This is a genomic window from Desulfoluna sp. CLI2B, from assembly GCF_056847375.1.
The window spans coordinates 1,974,768-1,996,553 of sequence record NZ_CP186557.1 but is presented as its reverse complement, the minus strand read 5'-3'; the positions used below and the strand labels follow the sequence as shown (position 1 = coordinate 1,996,553).

Annotated in this window: 7 protein-coding genes and 5 pseudogenes; all 12 read left to right on the top strand. The window is 60.5% G+C overall.

What is annotated here, in order from left to right; translation table 11 throughout:
- Positions 1-7: 7 nt before the first annotated feature.
- Positions 8-2,650 (top strand): annotated as a pseudogene (locus ACOYW2_RS09575) (Ig-like domain-containing protein); the annotation flags it as partial.
- Positions 2,651-2,787: 137 nt separating this feature from the next.
- Positions 2,788-2,892 (top strand): annotated as a pseudogene (locus tag ACOYW2_RS09570) (hypothetical protein); the annotation flags it as partial.
- Positions 2,893-2,932: 40 nt separating this feature from the next.
- A pseudogene (locus ACOYW2_RS09565) lies at positions 2,933-5,494 on the top strand (Ig-like domain-containing protein); the annotation flags it as partial.
- 53 nt (positions 5,495-5,547) lie between these two features.
- Positions 5,548-6,435 (top strand): Ig-like domain-containing protein, encoded by an 888-nt coding sequence (locus tag ACOYW2_RS09560; RefSeq protein WP_482770247.1) that lies wholly within the window; start codon positions 5,548-5,550, stop codon positions 6,433-6,435.
- Positions 6,413-7,489 (top strand): Ig-like domain-containing protein, encoded by a 1,077-nt coding sequence (locus ACOYW2_RS09555; RefSeq protein ID WP_482770246.1) that lies wholly within the window; start codon positions 6,413-6,415, stop codon positions 7,487-7,489. Before ACOYW2_RS09560 ends, ACOYW2_RS09555 begins: the two co-directional genes overlap by 23 nt.
- A pseudogene (locus tag ACOYW2_RS09550) lies at positions 7,455-8,348 on the top strand (Ig-like domain-containing protein); the annotation flags it as partial. The gene ACOYW2_RS09555 and the pseudogene ACOYW2_RS09550, both read left to right, overlap by 35 nt.
- A pseudogene (locus ACOYW2_RS09545) lies at positions 8,308-8,970 on the top strand (Ig-like domain-containing protein); the annotation flags it as partial. The pseudogenes ACOYW2_RS09550 and ACOYW2_RS09545, both read left to right, overlap by 41 nt.
- A gap of 16 nt (positions 8,971-8,986) precedes the next feature.
- Positions 8,987-14,683, top strand: coding sequence for an Ig-like domain-containing protein (locus tag ACOYW2_RS09540; protein ID WP_482770245.1), 5,697 nt, complete (start codon positions 8,987-8,989; stop codon positions 14,681-14,683).
- Positions 14,684-15,345: 662 nt separating this feature from the next.
- Positions 15,346-15,759, top strand: coding sequence for a Na-translocating system protein MpsC family protein (locus tag ACOYW2_RS09535; RefSeq protein WP_092214495.1), 414 nt, complete (start codon positions 15,346-15,348; stop codon positions 15,757-15,759).
- A gap of 708 nt (positions 15,760-16,467) precedes the next feature.
- Positions 16,468-17,418, top strand: a complete 951-nt coding sequence (locus ACOYW2_RS09530) for a biotin--[acetyl-CoA-carboxylase] ligase (RefSeq protein ID WP_482770244.1) — start codon at positions 16,468-16,470, stop codon at positions 17,416-17,418.
- 25 nt (positions 17,419-17,443) lie between these two features.
- Positions 17,444-19,834, top strand: a complete 2,391-nt coding sequence (locus tag ACOYW2_RS09525) for an ATP-binding protein (protein ID WP_482770243.1) — start codon at positions 17,444-17,446, stop codon at positions 19,832-19,834.
- Positions 19,764-21,080, top strand: coding sequence for a zinc ribbon domain-containing protein (locus ACOYW2_RS09520; protein ID WP_482770242.1), 1,317 nt, complete (start codon positions 19,764-19,766; stop codon positions 21,078-21,080). Before ACOYW2_RS09525 ends, ACOYW2_RS09520 begins: the two co-directional genes overlap by 71 nt.
- The last annotated feature ends 706 nt before the right edge of the window (positions 21,081-21,786 follow it).

Here is a 21,786-nt window from a genome sequence, read left to right as displayed (position 1 = left end):
ACGGCAAATGGACCGCAGAGCTGAATACCCTCACCGACGGATCCCACACCCTCCGACGGTCACCGCCGAGGACGCCCTGGGCAACACCAAGACCACCAGCTCCGGGGCCTTTACCGTCGACACCGTCACCGAAGTGGCCGTTGATACCATTGCCGACACCAGCGACAACACGCCCCAGGTCACCGGCACAGGCGAGCCCGGCGCCACCATCACCATCATGGACGGCGACACCCAGGTCGGCACCGCCACCGTGGGGTCCGACGGCAAGTGGACCGCAGAGCTCAATACCCTCACCGACGGCTCCCACACCCTCACGGTCACCGCCGAGGACGCCCTGGGCAACACCAAGACCACCAGCTCCGGTGCATTCACCGTCGACACGGCCACCGAAGTGGCCGTTGATACCATTGCCGACACCAGCGACAACACGCCCCAGATCACCGGCACCGGAGAGCCCGGCGCCACCATCACCATCATGGACGGCGACACCCAGGTTGGCACCGCCACCGTGGGGTCCGACGGCAAGTGGACCGCAGACCTTGATACCCTCACCGACGGCTCCCACACCTTGACGGTCACCGCCGAGGACGCCCTGGGCAACACCAAGACCACCAGCTCTGGGGCCTTTACCGTCGATACCGTCACCGAGGTGGCCATTGATACCATTGCCGACACCAGCGACAACACGCCCCAGGTCACCGGCACAGGCGAGCCCGGCGCCACCATCACCATCATGGACGGCGACACCCAGGTTGGCACCGCCACCGTGGGCTCCGACGGCAAATGGACCGCAGAGCTGAATACCCTCACCGACGGCTCCCACACCCTCACGGTCACCGCCGAGGACGCCCTGGGCAATACCAAGACCACCAGCTCCGACGTCTTTACCGTCGACACCGTCACCGAGGTGGCTGTCGATGCAATATCCGACACCAGCGACAACACGCCCCAGGTCACCGGCACCGGCGAGCCCGGATCCACCATCACCATCATGGACGGCGACACCCAGGTTGGCACCGCCACCGTGGGGTCCGACGGCAAGTGGGCCGCAGAGCTGAATACCCTCACCGATGGCTCCCACACCCTGACGGTCACCGCCGAGGACGCCCTGGGCAACACCAAGACCACCAGCTCCGGTGTCTTTACCGTCGACACCGCCACCGAAGTGGCCGTCGATACCATTGCCGACACCAGCGACAACACGCCCCAGATCACCGGCACCGGCGAGCCCGGGTCCACCATCACCATCATGGACGGCGACACCCAGGTTGGCACCGCCACCGTGGGCTCCGACGGCAAGTGGACCGCAGAGCTCAATACCCTCACCGATGGCTCCCACACCCTGACGGTCACCGCCGAGGACGCCCTGGGCAACACCAAGGCCACCAGCTCCGGGGCCTTTACCGTCGACACCGTCACCGAGGTGGCTGTCGATGCAATATCCGACACCAACGACAACACGCCCCAGATCACCGGCACCGGCGAGCCCGGCGCCACCATCACCATCATGGACGGCGACACCCAGGTTGGCACCGCCACCGTGGGGTCCGACGGCAAGTGGGCCACAGAGCTGAATACCCTCACCGATGGCTCCCACACCCTGACGGTCACCGCCGAGGACGCCCTGGGCAACACCAAGGCCACCAGCTCCGGGGCCTTTACCGTCGACACCGTCACCGAGGTGGCTGTCGATGCAATATCCGACACCAACGACAACACGCCCCAGATCACCGGCACAGGCGAGCCCGGCGCCACCATCACCATCATGGACGGCGACACCCAGGTTGGCACCGCCACCGTGGGCTCCGACGGCAAGTGGACCGCGGACCTTGATACCTTGACCGACGGCTCCCACACCTTGACGGTCACCGCCGAGGACGCCCTGGGCAACAACAAAACCACCAGCTCCGGGGCCTTTACCGTCGACACCGTCACCGAGGTGGCTGTCGATGCAATATCCGACACCAACGACAACACGCCCCAGATCACCGGCACAGGCGAGCCCGGCGCCACCATCACCATCATGGACGGCGACACCCAGGTTGGCACCGCCACCGTGGGGCCTGACGGCAAGTGGACCGCAGAGCTGAATACCCTCACCGACGGCTCCCACACCTTGACGGTCACCGCCGAGGACGCCCTGGGCAACACCAAAACCACCAGCTCCGGGGCCTTTACCGTCGACACCGTCACCGAAGTGGCCGTTGATACCATTACCGACACCAGCGACAACACGCCCCAGATCACCGGCACAGGCGAGCCCGGGTCCACCATCACCATCATGGACGGCGACACCCAGGTTGGCACCGCCACCGTGGGCTCCGACGGCAAGTGGACCGCAGACCTTGGTACCTTGACCGATGGCTCCCACACCCTGACGATCACCGCCGAGGACGCCCTGGGCAACACCAAGACCACCAGCTCCGGGGCCTTTACCGTCGACACCGTCACCGAGGTGGCTGTCGATGCAATATCCGACACCAGCGACAACACGCCCCAGGTCACCGGCGAGCCCGGCACCATCACCATCATGGACGGCGACACCCAGGTTGGCACCGCCACCGTGGGCTCCGACGGCAAGTGGACCGCGGAGCTGAATACCCTCACCGACGGCTCCCACACCTTGACGGTCACCGCCGAGGACGCCCTGGGCAACCCAAGGCCACCAGCTCCGGGGCCTTTACCGTCGACACCGTCACCGAGGTGGCTGTCGATGCAATATCCGACACCAACGACAACACGCCCCAGATCACCGGCACCGGCGAGCCCGGCGCCACCATCACCATCATGGACGGCGACACCCAGGTTGGCACCGCCACCGTGGGGTCCGACGGCAAGTGGGCCGCAGAGCTGAATACCCTCACCGATGGCTCCCACACCCTGACGGTCACCGCCGAGGACGCCCTGGGCAACACCAAGACCACCAGCTCCGGTGTCTTTACCGTCGACACCGCCACCGAAGTGGCCGTCGATACCATTGCCGACACCAGCGACAACACGCCCCAGATCACCGGCACCGGCGAGCCCGGTCACCATCACCATCATGGACGGCGACACCCAGGTTGGCACCGCCACCGTGGGCTCCGACGGCAAGTGGACCGCAGAGCTGAATACCCTCACCGATGGCTCCCACACCCTGACGGTCACCGCCGAGGACGCCCTGGGCAACACCAAGGCCACCAGCTCCGGGGCCTTTACCGTCGACACCGTCACCGAGGTGGCTGTCGATGCAATATCCGACACCAACGACAACACGCCCCAGATCACCGGCACAGGCGAGCCCGGCGCCACCATCACCATCATGGACGGCGACACCCAGGTTGGCACCGCCACCGTGGGCTCCGACGGCAAGTGGACCGCGGACCTTGATACCTTGACCGACGGCTCCCACACCTTGACGATCACCGCCGAGGACGCCCTGGGCAACACCAAAACCACCAGCTCCGGGGCCTTTACCGTCGACACCGTCACCGAAGTGGCCGTTGATACCATTACCGACACCAGCGACAACACGCCCCAGATCACCGGCACAGGCGAGCCCGGGTCCACCATCACCATCATGGACGGCGACACCCAGGTTGGCACCGCCACCGTGGGGTCCGACGGCAAGTGGACCGCAGAGCTGAATACCCTCACCGATGGCTCCCACACCTTGACGGTCACCGCCGAGGACGCCCTGGGCAACACCAAGACCACCAGCTCCGACGTCTTTACCATCGACACCGTCACCGAAGTGGCTGTCGATGCAATATCCGACACCAACGACAACACGCCCCAGATCACCGGCACCGGCGAGCCCGGCGCCACCATCACCATCATGGACGGCGACACCCAGGTTGGCACCGCCACCGTGGGCTCCGACGGCAAGTGGACCGCGGACCTTGATACCTTGACCGACGGCTCCCACACCTTGACGGTCACCGCCGAGGACGCCCTGGGCAACACCAAAACCACCAGCTCCGGGGCCTTTACCGTCGACACCGTCACCGAAGTGGCCGTTGATACCATTGCCGACACCAGCGACAACACGCCCCAGGTCACCGGCACAGGCGAGCCCGGATCCACCATCACCATCATGGACGGTGACACCCAGGTCGGCACCGCCACCGTGGGGTCCGACGGCAAGTGGACCGCAGACCTTGAGTACCTGACCGATGGCTCCCACACCCTGACGATCACCGCCGAGGACGCCCTGGGCAACACCAAGACCACCAGCTCCGGGGCCTTTACCGTCGACACCGTCACCGAGGTGGCTGTCGATGCAATATCCGACACCAGCGACAACACGCCCCAGGTCACCGGCACCGGCGAGCCCGGATCCACCATCACCATCATGGACGGCGACACCCAGGTTGGCACCGCCACCGTGGGCTCCGACGGCAAGTGGACCGCAGAGCTGAGCACCCTCACCGATGGCTCCCACACCCTCACGGTCACCGCCGAGGACGCCCTGGGCAACACCAAGACCTCCAGCTCCGGGGCCTTTACCGTCGACGCCGCCACCGAAGTGGCCGTCGATACCATTGCCGACACCAGCGACAACACGCCCCAGATCACCGGCACAGGCGAGCCCGGCGCCACCATCACCATCATGGACGGCGACACCCAGGTTGGCACCGCCACCGTGGGCTCCGACGGCAAGTGGGCCGCGGACCTTGATACCTTGTACCGACGGCTCCCCCACACCCTGACGATCACCGCCGAGGACGCCCTGGGCAACACCAAGACCACCAGCTCCGGGGCCTTTACCGTCGACACCGCCACCGAGGTGGCTGTCGATGCAATATCCGACACCAGCGACAACACGCCCCAGGTCACCGGCACAGGCGAGCCCGGATCCACCATCACCATCATGGACGGCGACACCCAGGTCGGCACCGCCACCGTGGGCTCCGACGGCAAGTGGACCGCAGAGCTGAATACCCTCACCGACGGCTCCCACACCTTGACGGTCAACGCCGAGGACGCCCTGGGCAACACCAAGACCACCAGCTCCGGGGCCTTTACCGTCGACACCGTCACCGAGGTGGCCGTTGATACCATTGCTGACACCAACGACAACACGCCCCAGATCACCGGCACAGGCGAGCCCGGCGCCACCATCACCATCATGGACGGCGACACCCAGGTTGGCACCGCCACCGTGGGCTCCGACGGCAAGTGGACCGCGGACCTTGATACCTTGACCGACGGCTCCCACACCTTGACGGTCACCGCCGAGGACGCCCTGGGCAACACCAAAACCACCAGCTCCGGGGCCTTTACCGTCGACACCGTCACCGAAGTGGCTGTCGATACCATTGCCGACACCAGCGACAACACGCCCCAGATCACCGGCACTGGCGAGCCCGGATCCACCATCACCATCATGGACGGTGACACCCAGGTCGGCACCACCCTGGGGTCCGACGGCAAGTGGACCGAGAATCTCGCGACCTTGACCGATGGCTCCCACACCCTGACGATCACCGCCGAGGACGCCCTGGGCAACGCCAAGACCACCAGCTCCGGCCTCTACCGTCGACACCGTCACCGAGGTGGCTGTCGATGCAATATCCGACACCAGCGACAACACGCCCCAGGTCACCGGCACAGGCGAGCCCGGATCCACCATCACCATCATGGACGGCGACACCCAGGTTGGCACCGCCACCGTGGGCTCCGACGGCAAGGACCGCGGACCTTGATACCTTGGCCGACGGCTCCCACACCCTCACGGTCACCGCCGAGGACGCCCTGGGCAACACCAAGACCACCAGCTCCGGGGCCTTTACCGTCGACACCGTCACCGAGGTGGCCGTTGATACCATTGCTGACACCAGCGACAACACGCCCCAGATCACCGGCACCGGCGAGCCCGGATCCACCATCACCATCATGGACGGCGACACCCAGGTCGGCACCGCCACCGTGGGGTCCGACGGCAAGTGGACCGCAGACCTTGATACCCTCACCGATGGCTCCCACACCCTCACGGTCACCGCCGAGGACGCCCTGGGTAACACCAAGACCACCAGCTCCGGGGCCTTTACCGTCGATACCGTCACCGAGGTGGCCGTCGATACCATTGCTGACACCAGCGACAACACGCCCCAGATCACCGGCACCGGCGAGCCCGGATCCACCATCACCATCATGGACGGCGACACCCAGATCAGCACCGCCACCGTGGGGTCCGACGGCAAATGGACCGCAGAGCTGAGCACCCTCACCGACGGCTCCCACACCCTGACGGTCACCGCCGAGGACGCCCTGGGCAATACCAAGACCACCAGCTCCGACGTCTTTACCATCGACACCGCCACCGAAGTGGCCGTTGATACCATTGCCGACACCAGCGACAACACGCCCCAGGTCACCGGCACAGGCGAGCCCGGCGCCACCATCACCATCATGGACGGCGACACCCAGGTTGGCACCGCCACCGGGGTCTGACGGCAAGTGGACCGCAGAGCTGAGCACCCTCACCGATGGCTCCCACACCCTCACGGTCACCGCCGAGGACGCCCTGGGCAACACCAAGACCACCAGCTCCGGGGCCTTTACCGTCGACACCGTCACCGAGGTGGCCGTTGATACCATTGCTGACACCAGCGACAACACGCCCCAGATCACCGGCACAGGCGAGCCCGGCGCCACCATCACCATCATGGACGGCGACACCCAGGTTGGCACCGCCACCGTGGGGTCCGACGGCAAGTGGACCGCAGACCTTGATACCTTGGCCGACGGCTCCCACACCCTGACGGTCACCGCCGAGGATGCCCTGGGCAACACCAAGACCACCAGCTCCGGGGCCTTTACCGTCGACACCGCCACCGAAGTGGCTGTCGATACCATTGCCGACACCAGCGACAACACGCCCCAGATCACCGGCACCGGCGAGCCCGGCGCCACCATCACCATCATGGACGGCGACACCCAGGTCGGCACCGCCACCGTGGGGTCCGACGGCAAGTGGACCGCAGAGCTGAATACCCTCACCGATGGCTCCCACACCCTCACGATCACCGCCGAGGACGCCCTGGGCAACACCAAGACCACCAGCTCCGGGGCCTTTACCGTCGATACCGTCACCGAAGTGGCTGTCGATACCATTGCCGACACCAGCGACAACACGCCCCAGATCACCGGCACAGGCGAGCCCGGCGCCACCATCACCATCATGGACGGCGACACCCAGGTCGGCACCGCCACCGTGGGGTCCGACGGCAAGTGGACCGCAGAGCTGAATACCCTCACCGATCTCGACACCCTCACGATCACCGCCGAGGACGCCCTGGGCAACACCAAGACCACCAGCTCCGGGGCCTTTACCGTCGATACCGTCACCGAAGTGGCTGTCGATACCATTGCCGACACCAGCGACAACACGCCCCAGATCACCGGCACAGGCGAGCCCGGCGCCACCATCACCATCATGGACGGCGACACCCAGGTTCAGCACCGCCACCGTGGGTTCCGACGGCAAATGGACCGCAGACCTTGATACCCTCACCGACGGCTCCCACACCCTGACGGTCACCGCCGAGGACGCCCTGGGCAACACCAAGACCACCAGCTCCGGGGCCTTTACCGTCGATACCGTCACCGAAGTGGCCGTTGATACCATTGCCGACACCAGCGACAACACGCCCCAGGTCACCGGCACAGGCGAGCCCGGCGCCACCATCACCATCATGGACGGCGACACCCAGGTTGGCACCGCCACCGTGGGCTCCGACGGCAAATGGACCGCGGACCTTGATACCTTGGCCGACGGCTCCCACACCCTCACGGTCACCGCCGAGGACGCCCTGGGCAACACCAAGACCACCAGCTCCGGGGCCTTTACCGTCGATACCGTCACCGAAGTGGCCGTCGATACCATTGCCGACACCAGCGACAACACGCCCCAGATCACCGGCACCGGCGAGACCGGATCCACCATCACCATCATGGACGGCGACACCCAGGTTGGCACCGCCACCGTGGGGTCCGACGGCAAGTGGACCGCAGACCTTGATACCTTGGCCGACGGCTCCCACACCCTGACGATCACCGCCGAGGACGCCCTGGGCAACACCAAGACCACCAGCTCCGGGGCCTTTACCGTCGATACCGTCACCGAAGTGGCCGTTGATACCATTGCCGACACCAGCGACAACACGCCCCAGATCACCGGCACCGGCGAGACCGGATCCACCATCACCATCATGGACGGCGACACCCAGGTTGGCACCGCCACCGTGGGGTCCGACGGCAAGTGGACCGCAGACCTTGATACCTTGGCCGACGGCTCCCACACCCTGACGGTCACCGCCGAGGATGCCCTGGGCAACACCAAGACCACCAGCTCCGGGGCCTTTACCGTCGACACCGCCACCGAAGTGGCTGTCGATACCATTGCCGACACCAGCGACAACACGCCCCAGATCACCGGCACAGGCGAGCCCGGTCACCATCACCATCATGGACGGCGACACCCAGGTTGGCACCGCCACCGTGGGCTCCGACGGCAAGTGGACCGCAGACCTTGGTACCTTGACCGATGGCTCCCACACCCTGACGATCACCGCCGAGGACGCCCTGGGCAACACCAAGACCACCAGCTCCGGGGCCTTTACCGTCGACACCGTCACCGAGGTGGCTGTCGATGCAATATCCGACACCAGCGACAACACGCCCCAGGTCACCGGCACAGGCGAGCCCGGATCCACCATCACCATCATGGACGGCGACACCCAGGTTGGCACCGCCACCGTGGGCTCCGACGGCAAGTGGACCGCGGAGCTGAATACCCTCACCGACGGCTCCCACACCTTGACGGTCACCGCCGAGGACGCCCTGGGCAACACCAAGGCCACCAGCTCCGGGGCCTTTACCGTCGACACCGTCACCGAGGTGGCTGTCGATGCAATATCCGACACCAACGACAACACGCCCCAGATCACCGGCACAGGCGAGCCCGGCGCCACCATCACCATCATGGACGGCGACACCCAGGTTGGCACCGCCACCGTGGGGTCCGACGGCAAGTGGGCCGAACAGCCTGAATACCCTCACCGATGGCTCCCACACCCTGACGGTCACCGCCGAGGACGCCCTGGGCAACACCAAGACCACCAGCTCCGGTGTCTTTACCGTCGACACCGCCACCGAAGTGGCCGTCGATACCATTGCCGACACCAGCGACAACACGCCCCAGATCACCGGCACCGGCGAGCCCGGGTCCACCATCACCATCATGGACGGCGACACCCAGGTTGGCACCGCCACCGTGGGCTCCGACGGCAAGTGGACCGCAGAGCTGAATACCCTCACCGATGGCTCCCACACCCTGACGGTCACCGCCGAGGACGCCCTGGGCAACACCAAGGCCACCAGCTCCGGGGCCTTTACCGTCGACACCGTCACCGAGGTGGCTGTCGATGCAATATCCGACACCAACGACAACACGCCCCAGATCACCGGCACAGGCGAGCCCGGCGCCACCATCACCATCATGGACGGCGACACCCAGGTTGGCACCGCCACCGTGGGCTCCGACGGCAAGTGGACCGCGGACCTTGATACCTTGACCGACGGCTCCCACACCTTGACGATCACCGCCGAGGACGCCCTGGGCAACACCAAAACCACCAGCTCCGGGGCCTTTACCGTCGACACCGTCACCGAGGTGGCTGTCGACACCGTGGCCGATACTAACGACAACACGCCCCAGATCACCGGCACCGGAGAGCCCGGCGCCACGATTACGATCTTCGATGAAAATGGCAATAACGTCGGCACCACAATAGTCAACGATCAGGGATCCTGGAGTGCAGAACTTTCAGGCTCCCTGGCTCACGGTGACCACACACTCACTATCACGGCTGAGGACGCCCACGGCAACACTAACCAAGCCGAATCCAATGAGTTCTCGGTGGACCTTGAAGCATCGGCCACAATCGCTGTCAACCCCATCACCAACGACGATGTCATCAACGCCTTGGAAATGGAAAGCACCATCGAAGTTACCGGCACCGTCGGTGGAGACGCCGCCGAGGACGACGTGGTCACCTTTACCGTTAACGGCAACGACTACCGGGGCACGGTGAACGCCGACGGCACCTTCACCGTAAACGTGGCAGGTACTGACCTGGCCGCGGATACTGAGTTCACCGTAACGGTCACCGGTACCGATGACGCAGGTAATCCCTTTACCGCCTCTACTGAATCCACCCACACCGTGGACATAACGGCAATCGCACCGTCCGTGGAGACAACCGATGTCACAGGCAATGAGGACGCAGAGATTCCTCTGGACATCTCTGCCGCCCTCACCGACACCGACGGCAGCGAGACCTTGTCGGACATCACCATCGGCGGCGTGCCTGAAGGGGCAACTCTCAGCGCAGGCACCAACAACGGCGACGGCACATGGACCCTGACTCAGGACCAGCTTGACGGCCTCACCATCAAGCCGCCGGCCGACAGCGATGTGGATATTGACCTGACGGTTACAGCTACGGCCACGGAAATCGGAGGCGATACAGAAACTGTCACGAAATCTCTCCATGTTACAGTAACGCCTGTTGCGGATGCGCCTGTGATCGATTTTCAGGTAAGCAGCGACAATGTGGTGAGTGACGGACTGGTGGGACATTGGGTCTTTGAAGAGAATGGTGCCCCCGGAGGAACAACCCACGACCTTGTGAATGACCAGGAAGGCACCTTGACCGGTGATGCGCATTCTGCTGGGTCGAACCACAACAACGGTGCCCTGGTCTTGGACGGTGACGGGGATTACGTGGATGTCTCCGGGGATTACACCGAGCCGCTTTCCGGCACCGCGACTCTTTCTGTCTGGGTCAAGCTCCCGGACGGGTATACGGGAGGAGACGGGACCAACACCATTGGGTGGAACTCTCCGAGCATCATCGGCTCCGAGAAACACGGGGGCACAGACGATATCCAATGGGGATGGATCGACGACGACGGGCAGATCAACATGGGGGTTGGGGACAGCACCGGAGCCGGATCCACCACGGCCGTAAACGACGGGCAGTGGCACCATGTGGTCATGACCCGGGATCATGAAACCGGTGAGACCAAGATGTACGTCGACGGTGTTCTTGAGGACACCAGAGTAACAGAACCCGGCATCAGGGATGGCATGGATCTCAGCGGATTCGGTGCGACCTTCGGATCCGACGGCAACCACACGTACCTGGAAGGCCAGCTCGATGACATCCGTGTGTACGACAGGGTATTGACGGATGAGGAGATCTCCCAGATCCACACCTATGAGTCCAATCAATCTCAGTATGACCTGATCGGCATGGAAGGAGACCCGGTTTCCATTACCCTTGGTGCCCAGCCGACAGACACGGACGGATCTGAGTCCATCACCTCCATCGTGCTCTCGGGTATCCCCACAGGTGCGGTTCTCACCGACGGGACCCACACCTTTACCGCCACGGATGCTCTCCACGAAATGGATGTCACCGACTGGGACCTGTCCAACCTGACCATCACCGCCTATGCCAACTCAGGAGGTTTCGGTGAATCCTATACGTTGACCGCAACGGCAACATCCACCGAAGCCGACGGGGGAGCCTCGGCATCAACCTCCTCATCCCTGGAAATTTACGTCATGGACTCTGCACCCGTTGCCGTGGATGACACGGACAGTGTCGGCTTCAGGGGCACAGCCACCGGTAATGTCATCCTGGGTGAAGGGGGCGAGGACATGGGTGCCGACGATGTCGATGCCGATGACGTGACTCTCACGTCCATCACCTACAGAGGGGAGACATATACCTTTGCCGAAGACGGTACCCTGATGCAGGGATCCCACGAGATTCCGGACAACACCATCTCCGGCCGACACGGCGACCTGCAAATCTATCAGGACGGAAGCTACACCTACACGTCCTCAGAGCACTGGCATCCCCACTGGTGGAACCTCGAAGACAGCTTTGACTACACCATCACCGACTCGGACGGAGACAGCTCCACGGCTTCCGTCACCATCCGCCATGATAACCTGTCTACGGTCGCCGACAGCGCCGTTGCCCACGAGGCAGGCCTGCCCGAAGGAACCGAGGCAGCCACTGATTCGGAAACCGTTACCGGCAACCTCTTGGACAACGACATGGGTGTGGACGGCGATGCCTTCATCTCAAGCATCACCAGCGGAGCCCACAGCGACACGGAGGCATCCGGCGGCCAGCTGAGTATTCAGACGGACTACGGCACCATCACGGTATACACCGAATCCGACGGCCTTCACCGAGCAGGGGATTACGAGTACACCCTCGAGCATCCGTCCCAGGGTGACGATGTGGTGGACACCATAAGCTACACGATCTCGGATTCCGACGGAGAACGACTGACCGGATCCCTTACGGTAAACATCCAGGATGACGCCCCGACAGGTGAGACTGTAACGGCAGATATCCATGAGGACGCGGCGGACGTAAAAACCACCAACCTTATTATAGTGCTGGACCGATCCGGCAGCATGGCCTTCGACATGGATGGAAATGAATATGGGGAGGATGACTTTGATCCGAACAACGTCCGAATGGATGTTGCCAAGGAAGCTCTTTCCGCCATGTTCGATTCCTACGACAACCTCGGCAACGTCAACATTCAGTTTGTCCGATTCGAGAACTCTGCCGTGAAATCAGAGTGGTTCATGGACGATAAAAACGGGGCCAACACATATCTGAACAATATCCACGCCTGGGGCGGAACCGACTATGACGGTGCGCTGGACACGGTCAGGGAGGATTTCGATCCTCCTAAGGCAGACAGCACACTGCTTTACTTTATCTCTGACGGAGAACCCAACCAAGGCGATGAGTGCGACCAAACCGAATGGGAGACCTTTCTCAAGGGCGAAGGAAGCAGCATCGACACAGTCTTTGGAATCGGCATCACCGAGTCTTCAGACCTCGAAGAACTGAAACCCATCGCCTGGCCCAACCCTGCAAACTCGAACGACCCCGACCCACACGTTGTTCAGGTCCACAACGCCTTTGACCTGAAGCAGACCCTGCTTGAAACGGTCTCAGAAGGGATCGTCAAGGGCGATGCCACCCTCCTGGCCACCGAAGGAGACGACGGAATCCACCTGGGCGCGGACGGCGGTCACATCCAGTCCATCCTGGTGGACGGTGAGCTCCACACCTACGATCCGAACGGGTCTGCCACGGAAAGCATCTCCACGGCCCGAGGGGGAACCCTCGACATCAACTATGAAACAGGGGAATATTTCTACACCATCAACCCCAAAGACACCATCTCCGGAGAGCAAGAGTCCTTTGTCCTCACAGCCGTTGACGGCGACGGCGACACCACGTCTGTGGACCTCATCATCAATCTGGACTACGTGGCCGCCATTGATGCCAACCACGACACCATCATCACCAACGCGGCCCTGGGGGATGACCTGGCCATCGACTTTTCCGCCCTTCTGGCAAACGACTCCGGGGCAAACAGCATCGATGACGGAAGCATCCATGCCGAAGGCAGTACCCAGCTGACCCAGTCATCCGATCAGGTGACCCTGCACGATCTTTCCGACGGTGATGCCTTCACCTACGACATCTCTTCGGGGGACGTCTCGGACACGGCCAAGGCCGAGGTTGTGGTAGAGGATAGTGCAAATCTTTACGGCACCATCGGCGACGATATCCTTGTGAACACAAGGTCCAATTCCGGTACGTTTTCTATCCAGGCTGATGTCGAAAGGGGCTGGACCGGTGATTCATCAAATCAAATGGGCATCCAGTTTACGAGCAATACGTCCCTGTCCATCCTGGCTGTGACTATCGACCTGCGCGCCGGAGGCGATTTGAATGCGGTGTTTGATCCATCCGACTACTATGATTTCGATAGTTACGGTCCGTTTATTGGAGATGAGACCAGGGGGATCTCCTCCAGCGATGTGAACTTTTCGCTATCCGATGATCACTCAAAAATGACCATCACCTTCGAACCGGGGACCTTTACTTCGCAGGACCAATTCCGGTTTGGTATCGACACAGATTTTCTAAGTAGTAACCAATTTGATAAAGGCAATGCTTTCGGCAAGCAGGATGTCGGCATCACGGTCTCTTTGAGTGACGGCAGCGAGGTGTCCGGTACCTATAACCATCATGGCAAAACGAGCAGCGTCACCCTGGAAGGCACCACCGACAACGCCCCTGTCCATCTCTACGGCAACGAGGGAGATGACGTGCTGATAGGAAACGACGCCGATGAGATCTTCGATGGCGGCCAGGGCCACGATACCATCCACGCTGGCGGAGGGGACGATACCATTGTCTTTGATGCCCAGGACGCCCATGTGGACGGAGGGGAAGGCACCGATACCCTGAGGATCTCCCAGCAGGTCCTGGACTTCAGCGCCCTGGACAAGGGCGCTGTCACCAACATCGAAGCCCTGGATCTTACCTCGGACAGTGCTCAGACCGTCTCCCTGACCTTGGAGGATGTGCTGGACATGACCGGACCTGAGAACGTGCTCCACGTCTCGGGTGGTGACGGCGACCAGGTCACCGTGGACCTCTCCAACTCCGGCGACGGGTGGACCCACGACGGCAACGGGCTCTTCTCCAACTCCGACGGCACCCAGGTTCAGATCGTCTCCGTGGACGATGCGGACAAGCACATCCCCATCTTCACCGACGACGGCACGGCCATCCAATAGAGCCGTACCTGTCCAACGTGTCTCCGGTGGGTCGTTTTTCAAAAGCGGCCCACCGGAGTCAAAACCTCCCGTCGAACGGGAGGCTTGAATGTTAAGCCTGTCTCTGCGCCTAAAGGCCCCATACCCCACTACCGGTTAGGTTTCTTTTTGACCTTGGTCATCGTTTCGACCATCGGCGTATTTTCATCACCATTTAGTCCCCCAATCCCCTGGGCGCTGCATCCGGCGCCAGGCTGCACCCAAAAAGCCGCACAGGAGTGCGCTCCGTTTCAGTTCGTCTCGCTTAGCCCGGATATTTCACGCGCCGAGGGGTGAGAAAATCGATCAGAAAACCGTGAATTACATTTTGTATTTTTAAAGCACCTAACTTTCTATCAATAAGCAATTGTAATAGTTCATCATTGTCACACCCAGCCCGTTTCCTCATGAAAGACCCGGGATAGCGCGATGAATCGTTAATATTTACAAGAAGTTATCTACTCTTATCTGGTAAGACTGTCGAACTTGGGGAGCCCCCCTGCCCCCTCTTGTGACATCATGACCACACATGCTCAACGTGCCTTTCGGTATAACGGATGCCCCGGGCCCCTGAACATTGACCTGCCGCCAGCCCCTATAGTATTGTGGTGCTTTTGAAAACACAAAGCAGCGACAGGATGACGATGAATAAACCAGAGGTTATTAAGAAACGAACGCGCACGGCTCAAAAGAAAAGCAAGGGACAGGTGGAAGCTGAAATAAGCAGTGCGCTGCTCACGTTTGAAAAAGAGCATATGGGACGCGGTCCGGTGGATGTGAGGAGCCATATCATCGAGGACATGGTGCTGATTCGCTTGAAAGGCGTATTAACACCGGCTGAGCGACATCTTGCAACGGATGACGCCGGTACGCAGCTCATCAAGCAGGTCCGGGCAAAACTTCTGGAAAATTCCTGCGACATTCTGGGGGATGTCATCACCGGCATTACCGGCATCAATGTGGTCAGCTTTCATACAGACATCAGCACCAAAGCGGGAGAGCGGATTATTGTCATTACCTTTGAGCAGGATGTGGAAGAAAAGTTTTCTTACAGCTGATGGTGGCAGTATATAAATAAAAAAACTGCGATGACAGGCGCCCACTGACGCAACTCATTCGTACTAAGGGTCCATGGGGCCTCCGGCCATGCAGATAAAATAAGAATGACACCAAAATGAATCTTCCATATGCTCTGGTCAGAAAAATTAAAGGTAGTTTGGTAGACAAAGATACTGTACCTTCTTTAAAGGGGATCGAGCTTCCAACAGGCGTAACAGTGGTCGCTGTTGGCCTTTTTTTATGCGTAAACCAAAGGCTTCTACTTTACCGGAGGGGCTTGCGAAAGCCTCAAATATATTGAATAATTAACAATAAACAAACCCGAGAACGTAGAAGCAGGATAATTTCCCTGCCCCCTTTGGACATAAACCGGTTGGCCCTGATGTACAGGGAAATCCCTTGCGCACCTTGGCCCTTTGAATACATGGCTCCCCAGCCCGGATATTTCACGAGTCGAGTGCGCCCATATTCAAGGCATCAGATCTGCAGATGTCGTTGTTTACCTCAAAGCTCTGATAACGCAGAAGATGGGTGCACTCGGCTTGCCCGAAGGGTGTGAAAATCGGGCAGAAAACCGTGAATTACATTTTGTATTTTACAAATGCTTTAATTTTTCACAGTAACCACCTGCAATAACGCTTTATTGCTTTAGCTCAAATCGTTTTCGCATGAAATATTCGGGATAGACGAAACGGGAAGGTTAACCAATGGCCGATACAATTTTGTGGGGCACCGGCATAGAGGATGTTGCCGAAGGCATCGGCCCCGGTCAATTGCGGGACATGTCCCGTGTCTGCGGGCCGGATGTTGAATCCCCCTTGCACTGGAGCTCGGCATGCCTCGTTTCGGAAGGCCCCGGAAGCAGATGCTGGGTCTCAGGAAAAAACGAAAACCTGCCTGTGTTTGTGACCGGCCCCTGTGCCTCCAGCATGCAGCTCGCCTGGTGTTTCCACAGGAAAAACCTGTTGCCTGAATGGGGATCGGTACTGGCAGCAAGCCAGTGGGCCGGCAAGGGGCAGCTGGGAAGGCAGTGGCATTCACCGACGGGAAATATCTACGGCACAATACGCCTGCCCTCATCGGCCTTGCTGGAGGTGGACTGCCTCCCGCTGCTTGTGGGGTATTCGCTGGTCACAGCCCTTGGAGCCATTGGCGTGACAGTGAAGCTGAAATGGCCCAACGACCTGGTCATGGGCAACAAAAAAGTAGGGGGAATCCTCATCGAAGAAAAGGGGGGCGTGAGGATGGTGGGCGTCGGTATCAACCTCACCTCAAGCCCGCCCGAAGAGAGGCTTCGCAGCGACAACGCCCTTGCCGCTGCGTGCTTGAAGGACGTTGGCCATAAGGGCCTGTCCCCCCTTTCCCTCTGGCGACACCTCGTGACAACGACACGGGATAGTTTACGTACGTTCACTTCATCCGATCTGCCGGAACTTATGGCAAAGATCCAGCCACATCTGGCATTTGCGGGAGACAAGGTGCGGGTTGAAGACTACGCAAACCCGCCTTATGAAGCGAAGATACTCGGTTTATCATCCAACGGCGGCTTGAAGCTGCTTACACGCAGCGGAACAACCGTCGTCCGGTCAGCAAGCATCTACCCTCTTTGTATGTTTGACGCAGAAAAGGAGAATCACGTTGAAAGAAACGACATTTAAGCAGGTTGTCCAAGATTTGAAAGGCATGAAAATATTGGTGGCAAACCGGGGAATCACGGCCAGGCGCATCGCGCGCTCCATACGGGAGCTCGGAGCCATCCCGGTGGTAACGGCTACGGATGTGGATAAGACCGCCCCCTTTACCGCCGGCGCCCAGGAACTCATTTTGTTGGGTGAAAACCCCAGGGCCTACCTCAATATCGACCAGATCATCGCCGAAGCCAAAGCCAGAGACATCACCGCGATTCACCCCGGCTGGGGCTTTGCCTCGGAAGATGACATCTTTCCCAGAAAATGCGCCCAGGCGGGCATCCTGTTTATCGGTCCGGAAACCGATGCCATGCGCCTTCTCGGCAACAAGGTGGCGGTGCGAAAGCTCGCCCGGGAACTGGGAGTTCCCATCGTGCCCGGCTCCGATGGCGCCGTGACCATCGAAGAGGCAAAAACCATTGTTAAAACCATCGGGCTGCCCGTCATGCTCAAGGCAGAAGGCGGCGGCGGGGGCCGGGGGATCTATGAGATCACCCGTGAGGACCAGCTTGACAGCGCCTTCGAAAAGGCCACTGCCCTGGCCCACGCCACCTTTGGAAACCCCCGCCTGTTTGTAGAAAAAATGTTGACCCAAGTGCGCCATATCGAGATCCAGGTGATCGCGGACAAATACGGAAACGTCTTCGCCTTTGACGAGCGGGACTGCACGGTCCAGCGAAATCACCAGAAGCTCATCGAGATCACCCCCTCTCCCTGGGCAGGAATGACCCCTGAGATTCGAAGCCAGCTCAAAGAGTACGCCCGAAAGCTGGTCCGGGAAATCGGCTATCACTCACTGGCAACGGTGGAGTTCCTGCTGGATGCCGACGGCACCCCCCACCTCATCGAGGTCAACACCCGCCTTCAGGTGGAGCACGGGATCACCGAGTGCCGGTACGGGGTCGACCTGGTGGAGGAACAGATCGCCGTGGCCTTCGGGGCCCCCCTGCGCTTAAATGATGAGACGTGCAAACCCAACAATTACGCCATGCAGCTTCGGGTCAACTGTGAGGATCCCCAGGATAACTTTGCGCCCAACGCCGGAAAGATCACCCGGTACATCTCCCCGGGGGGCCCGTCCATCCGCCTGGACTCCTGCATCTCATCCGGCTATGAGTTTCCTTCCCAGTATGACTCTGCGGCGGCACTGCTCATCGCCTACGGCCAGAGCTGGCCCAAGACCCTGGAGGTGATGAACCGCGCCCTCACCGAGTATATTGTGGGCGGCTTGAAAACCACCCTGCCCTTCCACGCCAACATCATCAATCATCCCACGTTCAAGGCCGGAGAGTGTGACACCAAATTTGTACTGAACACACCGGAGCTGCTTCACTACAAAGACAATGAGCAGGAATCTGTCAGGCTGAGCCGACTTGTCTATCTTCTGGCCTTCGGACACAACCCCTTTGTCGAGCTGGGAGACTACAGAGGGCGCGAAGACAAACGCCTTGGTAGCTTCTCGCCGGTGTTGCCGGACGTCAGGCCAGGCAATGCCCCCTCCCCCTATCCGAGGTGTGACCGAAAGGCTCTGCTGGATTACGTCAGGGACACCGATCATGTTCACTTCACGGACACAACGGCCCGGGACATCACCCAGTCCAACAGCGGCAACCGGTTCCGCCTTGCCGAAGACATGATCATGGGCCCCTATCTTGACGAGTGCGGTTTTTTCTCCCTGGAGAACGGAGGCGGCGCCCACTTCCACGTCGCCATGCTGGCCAACATGACCTACCCGTTCAACGAGGCCCGGGAGTGGAACCGCTTTGCGCCCAAGACCCCCAAGCAGATCCTGGTCCGCTCCACCAACCTCCTCGGGTACAAGCCCCAGCCCCCCAAACTCATGCGGCTGACAGGCGAAATGATTTGCGAGGACTTTGATGTGGTCCGCTGCTTTGATTTTCTGAACCATGTTGAAAACATGCGCCCCATTGCCGAGGTGGTCATGAACTCCCCGGGCAACGTCTTCGAGCCCGCCATCTCCCTCTCCTGGGCCAAAGGGTTCGACGTTCCCCACTACATGAACGTCCTTGAAGAGATCATCGCCATGGTCTCCTCCGTCAGCGGCCTGACCAAGGCCCAGGCGGTCAGGAGCTTTATCATCGGCTTAAAGGACATGGCCGGTGTGTGCCCGCCCAGGTTCATGCGGCAACTCGTTACGACCATCAAAGAACGGTACCCCGAGCTGGTGATCCATTACCACAGGCATTGCACCGACGGCCCGTCTACTCGCTGTGGGCGAGGCAGCCCTTGCCGGAGCCCATATCGTCGACACCGGCATCGGCGCCGCAGTGCGGTGGTACGGCCAGGGAGAGGTCTTGTCCACGGCCGCCTACATGGAAGGCGAGCTGGGCCTGAAAACCAATCTAAACAAAGAGATGATCCGTGACACCGGCTTTGTCCTCAAACAGATCATGCCGTATTATGACCGCTACACAGCCCCCTACTTCCAGGGAATCGACCATGACGTCGTCTCCCACGCCATGCCGGGCGGTGCCACCTCCTCCTCCCAGGAAGGGGCCAGACAGCAGGGCTACATCCACCTTCTGCCCTACATGCTCCGTTTCCTTGCAGGAACCCGCAAGATCGTGCGCTACCACGACGTGACGCCGGGGTCCCAGATTACGTGGAACACCTCCTTCCTGGCGGTGACCGCCGCGTTCAAGCGAGGTGGCGAAGCAGAAGTGCGGCATCTCATCGATATCATGGATGCCGTGGCAGGCGTCCCCGAAGAGGAGATCGACGAAGTCTACAAAAAAGAGCGCCTGATGCTCTACAGGGAAAGCAACGATGCCTTCCGCAACCTCCTGTCCGGAGGCTTTGGCCGCCTGCCCCTGGGATTCCCGCCGGACTGGGTGTATGAAAGTGCCTTCGGTGCGGGCTTCAAGGACGCCCTGGAAAAACGCACCGAAGACTCCCCCCTGGCGTCCATTGCGGACATCGATATCGAGGAAGAGACCCGGCAGCTAAAGGCCCACCTGAAGCGAAACCCCTCCAGGGATGAGCTGGTCATGTACCTCAACCACCCCGGAGACGCCCGACAGGGTCGACGCGGTTCCGGCCAACAGTTGAAACCCCACAGGCTGCCCCTAATAATTTGGTTTGAGGGCCTCAAGGTGGGATCAGAGCTGAACTTCAAAGACAGCGACGGCAAACCCCACCAGATGTCCGTCATCGACATCTCCGAGCCCGATGACCAGGGCTTGAGTTTTGTGCGCTACACCCTGGATGCCGAAACCTACAGCTATCCGGTGAAAGTCGGTGAAGCCGTCAACGGTAAGGCAGGCGCCGTGGAGATGGCCGACAAAGCCAACCCGGCCCAGGTCGCCTCCCCCACCAGCGGCGACTTGTGGATCGTCTACGTCCTCCCCGGAGACATCGTCAAAAAAGGGGAAGAGCTTTTCAACATCACCATCATGAAACAGGAAAAGGCGGTTCTCTCCCCCATGGACGGCGTGGTCAAACGAATCGTCAAATACGCCGACTACAAAGAAGACAAAAAAATGGTGCCGGTACGGGAGGGAGAACTCATCGTCGAACTTGGCCCTGTGCAGAGCACCTGCCCCAACTGTTCGGAACCCGTCACCGGAGACGGATTCAACTTCTGTCCTGCATGCGGGCAGAAGTTAAGCTGATCCCCCTGACCCGGATATGTCTAAAATGCAAAATACAATGTAACTGTTTAGCACTTGAAAAGCTGCCTCCGGCGGCAAGGGTGGCGAAGCCACGGTAGCGAAAACACATTGAAAGCAAATTGCGAATGCGCTTTGCCCCCATGTCACGGCGTAGCCGCAGGCGAAGACGGATTGCCTGTCGCGCCGTAGCCCATTGGTGATGGTCGAATGGGGACGCATCGACATGGGCGTAGGCGGATTTCGCGGGTCATAGCGCATCCGCCTTTCAATCAAACGTCGACCTTGGTCATCGTAAGGCCACAGGTCTGTTCACATTCCCCCAAGCACCCTTATCCTCTGGAGCGCTGCACTCCAGTGCGGCTCGGGTAGCGACGGACTAAAAAGCCGTCCCATGGTTTCATGGGGCGGCTTTTGTTATTTTTAGCGGCCTTAATCATCGTTTGGGCCGCAACCTGCAAAGAGCCGATTTGTCGGCATTCGCCGTAAAAATCAACTGATTCCTGAACAGCCAGTGCGTATTTCTTATGAATTGATGAAGTGGAGCGACACCTCCGTCAGCACGGTTAGCTGTCGCGCCACTTTTTATCTGAAAGGCTTTAATATCGGATACAAATTTGATTTCAAGCCCATTGTTATAGCAAAACGCCAGGCCTCACAAATACCTTCTTGCAATTATACGACCCAAAGAGTAAGAATTTAACAGCTT

Coding starts and splice junctions, on each gene's coding strand:
- ACOYW2_RS09560 (WP_482770247.1), top strand. CDS start 5,548: ATGCAATATCCGACACCAGCGACAACACGCCCCAGGTCACCGGCACAG.
- ACOYW2_RS09535 (WP_092214495.1), top strand. CDS start 15,346: ATGAATAAACCAGAGGTTATTAAGAAACGAACGCGCACGGCTCAAAAG.
- ACOYW2_RS09530 (WP_482770244.1), top strand. CDS start 16,468: ATGGCCGATACAATTTTGTGGGGCACCGGCATAGAGGATGTTGCCGAA.
- ACOYW2_RS09525 (WP_482770243.1), top strand. CDS start 17,444: ATGAAAATATTGGTGGCAAACCGGGGAATCACGGCCAGGCGCATCGCG.